The organism is Streptomyces sp. NPDC055078 (genome assembly GCF_053607985.1).
The window spans coordinates 1-4,794 of sequence record NZ_JBSGUP010000629.1; the positions used below are offsets into that span (position 1 = coordinate 1).

The 4,794-nt window shown below is 74.8% G+C and carries 1 protein-coding gene; it reads right to left on the reverse strand.

The window, feature by feature from the left end; genetic code table 11:
• Positions 1-4,629, reverse strand: a 4,629-nt coding sequence (locus tag ACWF94_RS33600) for an HAD-IIIC family phosphatase (RefSeq protein ID WP_453497327.1), incomplete at its 3' end; no start/stop codon positions are given.
• Positions 4,630-4,794 lie beyond the last annotated feature (165 nt).

Consider the following 4,794-nt stretch of genomic DNA (forward strand, 5'->3'; position numbering starts at 1 on the left):
GACGTACGTCGCCCGCCGGCCGGCCACCGCCAGCCGCGCCAGCGCGGCCAGATCGGCCGGTTCCGGTGTCCCGGCGGCGGTGCCGCCGCCGTCCGTGCCCGCCGGGTCGAGACCCCGGACGTCGACAACGATCAGGCCGCGCCCGTCGTCGGGGAGCGCGGCGATGCCCCCGTGGCCGCCGGAGACACCGCGCGCCCCGCCGTATCCGTTACGGCCGCTGCCGCCCAGGACCACGACGGTCGAGTCGACGCGGCGGGCCGTGCCGGGGTGCGCGGGCCGCCAGTACGGCCGGTAGTACGTGACCGCGTCACCGTGGTCCTCATCCCCCTGACCGGGATTCCGCGCGGGACCGGACCCGGGTCCGGCCGGAGCTGGTGGGGCCGGGGGGCCGGAGGCCGGTGCGGCCAGCCAGTGTGTGGTTCGCCGGAACGGATACGTGGGCAGCGGGACGCGCCGTGCGGTGCCGCGCGGCAGGAGCGCGGCCCAGTCCAGTCGGTCGCCCCCGGCCCAGAGCCGCCCCAGCCGCTCCAGCCGCTCCGGTTCGCCGTGCCGTCCCCGCTCCGCGGGAGCCGTCGCGGTCTCCGCGCCGCCGCCGGAAGCTGCGGCCGGTCCGGTCGGCGTACCGGCGGGTCCTGTCGGTGTTCCGGCCGGTCCGGTCGGCGTTCCCGCAGGTCCGGCAGGTCCGGCAGGTCCCGCAGGTCCGGCAGGTCCGGCAGGTCCGGACCGGCCGTGGAAGACCGCATCGCCGTCCACCGCACCGCCCGCCGCGAGGGCGTGGAGGATCTCCACCGTCCGCTCACGCTCCCGGGCGACGAACGCCACCCGGTGGTCGAACGCCTCGCGTCCGCCGCGCAGCGTGAACGCGACGTCCTTCAGCGGAAGGTGCTCACCCGGGCCGCGCAGATGGTCCGCGAGCTGCCCGCACACGGTCCGCAGGCTCTCACCGTCCCGGGCCGACAGGACGAACAGTTCCGGCTCCGGCTCCGGTTCAAGGTGACCCGGGTCCGCGTCGGCGGGCCGGGCCACCGACGGCGCCGGTGCCTCCTCGACGGCGAGATGGACATTGACGCCGCCCGCCCCGAAGGAGTTGATCACCGCACGCCGGGGGGCGCCGTCGGGCCGTGGCCAGGCGCGCGCCTCCCGCTGCACGGTGAACGGGGTGCGGTCGAAGTCGATACGCGGGTTGAGCCGGTCGGCGTGGAGAGACGGCACCAGGATGCCGTGCCGCAACTGGAGCAGCACCTTCGTCAGGCTCACCACGGCGGCTGCGGAGACCAGATGGCCGATATTGCCCTTGACGCTGCCGATCGGGCAGCGTGCGCCCGTGGCTCCGAACGCCGCCGTCAGGCCCCTGATCTCGATCGGGTCGCCCAGGGGCGTACCGGTGCCGTGGGCCTCGACATAGCCGATCGTGGCGGGGTCGAACCCGGCCCGCTCCAGCGTGCGGGAGACAAGGGCCGCCTGGGAGTCGGGACTCGGGACCGTGAAGCCGTTGGTACGGCCGTCGGTGTTGACTCCCGCGCCCCGGATGACGCCGAGGACACGGTCCCCGTCGGCCAGGGCGTCCCGCAGCGGACGCAGCAGCACCGCGCCGACGCCCTCACCGAGCACGATGCCGTCGGCTCCGGCGCCGAACGGCCGGCACCGGCCGCCGGCCGACAGCATGCCGAGTTCGCCGTACTGGGTCTGCCGCGACGGGTGCAGCATCAGATGCACACCGCCCGCGACGGCCGCACCGATCGTGCCCTGCCGGATGGCGTCGCAGGCGAGCTGGAGTGCCACCCCGGACGCCGAGCAGGCGGTGTCCACCGTCATGCTCGGGCCGGTGAAGTCGCAGAAGTACGAGACCCGGTTGGCTATCTGGTACAGGTCGCTGTTGGGGTAGCGGCTGCGTCCGTCGAGCGCGGCGTCGGCGCTGAGGATCAGATAGTCGGGGCTCATCGCTCCGACGTAGACCCCGACGTCGCGTCCCAGGCTCGCCGGTGTGTGTCCGGCGTCCTGGATCGCCTCGTAGGCCGTCTGGAGGAACAGCCGCTGCTGGGGGTCCATCGTCGCCGCCTCGGTCGGCGCGATGCCGAAGAAGAGCGCGTCGAACTCGGCCACTCCGTCGAGCAGACCGGCCCGTCCGCCCGGCGCGGCGCCGTGGGTACCGGGGCCTACCGGTCTGTCCCGGCGCCCGGCGAGATCGCCGGCCAGTGCGTCGTCGCCCGCCAGCAGGTTGTGCCACAGCCGGGTGATGGTCCGCGCTCCCGGGTACCGGCCCGCCATCCCGACGACGGCCACGCCGTCCGGACCGGGCGTCTCCCCGGCCACGGGCGGGAGTACCGATGCCGCCCGCGGTCCAGGCCCGCCGTCCGGCGTGCGCGGGAGGGAGTCCGCCAGGGCGCCCAGGGTGCGGTGCTCGAAGAACAGGGTGCTCGGCAGTTCCCCGAATCGCCTTTCGAGGGCCACGGTGGCGTCGACGATCTCCAGGGACGTGAGCGCCAGGGATTCCAGTGTGGTGTCCGCCCGCAGGTGTCCGATGTCGGCGTTCCCCATACCGGCCAGCACCTCGCACACGCGGGCGAGCGGACCGGGGTCGGAGTCAGGGTCGGAGTCAGGGTCGGGGTCGGGGTCGAGGTCGGGGTTGGAGTCGGGGTCGGGGCCGAGGTTGGAGTCGGGGCTGGGCGAGAGGAGGCCGGGCGAGGGGGGCTGTTCCGCCCCCGCCACCCAAGCCCTCTCCGCCGCCGGTCCCGTACCCGGTACCGGTACCGCCGCCGGTCCCGTACCCGGTACCGGTCCCTTACCCCGCGCCGATTCCATGCCGGCCACCGGTTGCGTATCAGCCGCCGGGGCGGGCCGCCGAGGAGAGACCGCCGCCATGACACGGTGGTGCAGCTCGTCGATCGCTCCGATACCGCCGGGGCCCCCGAGGGCGCACAGACCGGCCAGCGCGGCGAGCCTGCGCCCGTGTCCGGGGTCCGGCGCCGGTTGTGCGGACCGGTCCGGGGCGGGCCGGGGCGTCGGCGGCCGCGCGGGGGGCCGGAAGGAGATCCGGGCGAGCGGCCCGAGCGGGGCCCGGTGGACGACGGAGCCGTCAGCCGCCACCACGCGCTCCGCCCCCACCTCGGCCAGGACGGCGTCGCAGAAGTCACGGACCGGCAGGTTCCGGGGCGTGGGAACCTGGGTGGCCTCCAGCACCGCGTCTCCCACCAGTTCACGCTCGGCGCGCGCGACCGCCGCCAGGAAGGCGTGTTCGACGCCCCGCCCCAGGACTCGGCAGCTGAGCAGAAACGTGTCCAGGGCGACGGTCCCCGGGCCGCGCCCCGCTCGGTGCTCCGTCAGGGCCGCGCCGACCAGCCCGTACTCCCCGAACCTGTCGCCGACCTCGGCGACCCAGCAGCGGACTCCGCGGTCGAGCAGGGCACGCAGCTCCGGCTCGGTACGGCGGCGGCCCGACAGGTTGAACTGGTTGGTTCGCTGGGTGAGTTGGGCCACCCGGCGCAGTTGGTCGGGTCGCGCGCGGTGGACGTCGACACGCAGTCGCAGCCCCTCGATGAAGTCGGCGAAGGTGGGTGCGTCGCGGCGCGCGTCCTCCCGTGCCCGGCCCGCGCGGTACGCCGCTGTCCTGGCCCGGTCCTCATCCGTCGTCACCGTCCGGTCGAAGGCCCACAGCCGGTCCAGAAAGCCGGGGATCGCGGCTGCCTCGGCCGGCAGGGTGAGCGCCAGCACCTGCGGATGGGCGGCTCGTACGGCGGCGGTCTCGACGGGGTTGTCGTCGAGGAACACCACACTGTCGAGCCCGATGCCCAGTTCCGCCGCGAGCGCGCGGACGCTGTCGGCCTTCGGCCGCCAGTCGACGCGGCGGGCGGCGATGTGGCCGGGGCGCAGCGGCATCCGGGGGCCGCGCCGGAAGACCTCATCGACATCGGCCTCGGTGTTCTTGCTGCACAGGCAGAGCAGTACGCCCTGTTCCTGCAGGTCGACGGCCCACTCCTGGAGGCGGCGATGTCCCGGCGGGAGGGTGACCCCGCCGGGGCCGTCCTCCGCGCAGACTCCGTGCCACAGTGTGTTGTCACAGTCCAGGACCAGGGCCTTGAAGGGCGGGGCGAGCAGGCTGTGGACCGCGCGGGCCACGCCGGTGCCCAGGGCGGTGCACGCGGCCGGGGTGTAGGGGATGTGGGCCAGTTCGTCCCGGGCGGCGTCGTGGTACCCGTCGATCTCGCAGCCGCCGCTCCAGTCGGCGGTGCCCACCACATGTACGCCGTCGGCGTCCGCCAGTGCGGTACGCAGCCGCCGCTCCGCCGCCGCCAGTTCCGCCGCCCGCTCGGGCGCGGCTCCCGGCGGTGAGGGACACACCATCACCAGGAGCGGCACACCGCTCCGCTCGGCGTGTCCGCGCGCGGCGGCCACGAACTCCTCGACGGTGTCGGCGGTCTCCTCGCCGGGCGGCCAGTCCTCCAGCCGGAGCAGTACGGCATTGCAGCCCCGGCGGTTCCCGGCGAACGTGCTCTGCGGGTCGAGCAGTTCCTGGAACACCTGGTTGTACGGGGTGAGCACGATCTCCAGACCGAGGGCCAGCCGCTGTGACCAGTGGGCGAGGACGTCACGCAACGGGTCGGTGGTGAAGGTGGCGGCGACGGCGAGCACACCGCGAGGTCCTTCACCGGGTCCGGCTGCCCCGGCCGCGCCGCCGCCGGCCGAGGAATCGCCGACCGAGGAATCACCAACCGAGGAGTCACCGGCCGACGAATCGCCGGTGATTCCGCCGGCCGACCCGCCGGGGCCCGCCGGTACGCCCGGATGTCCTGCCTC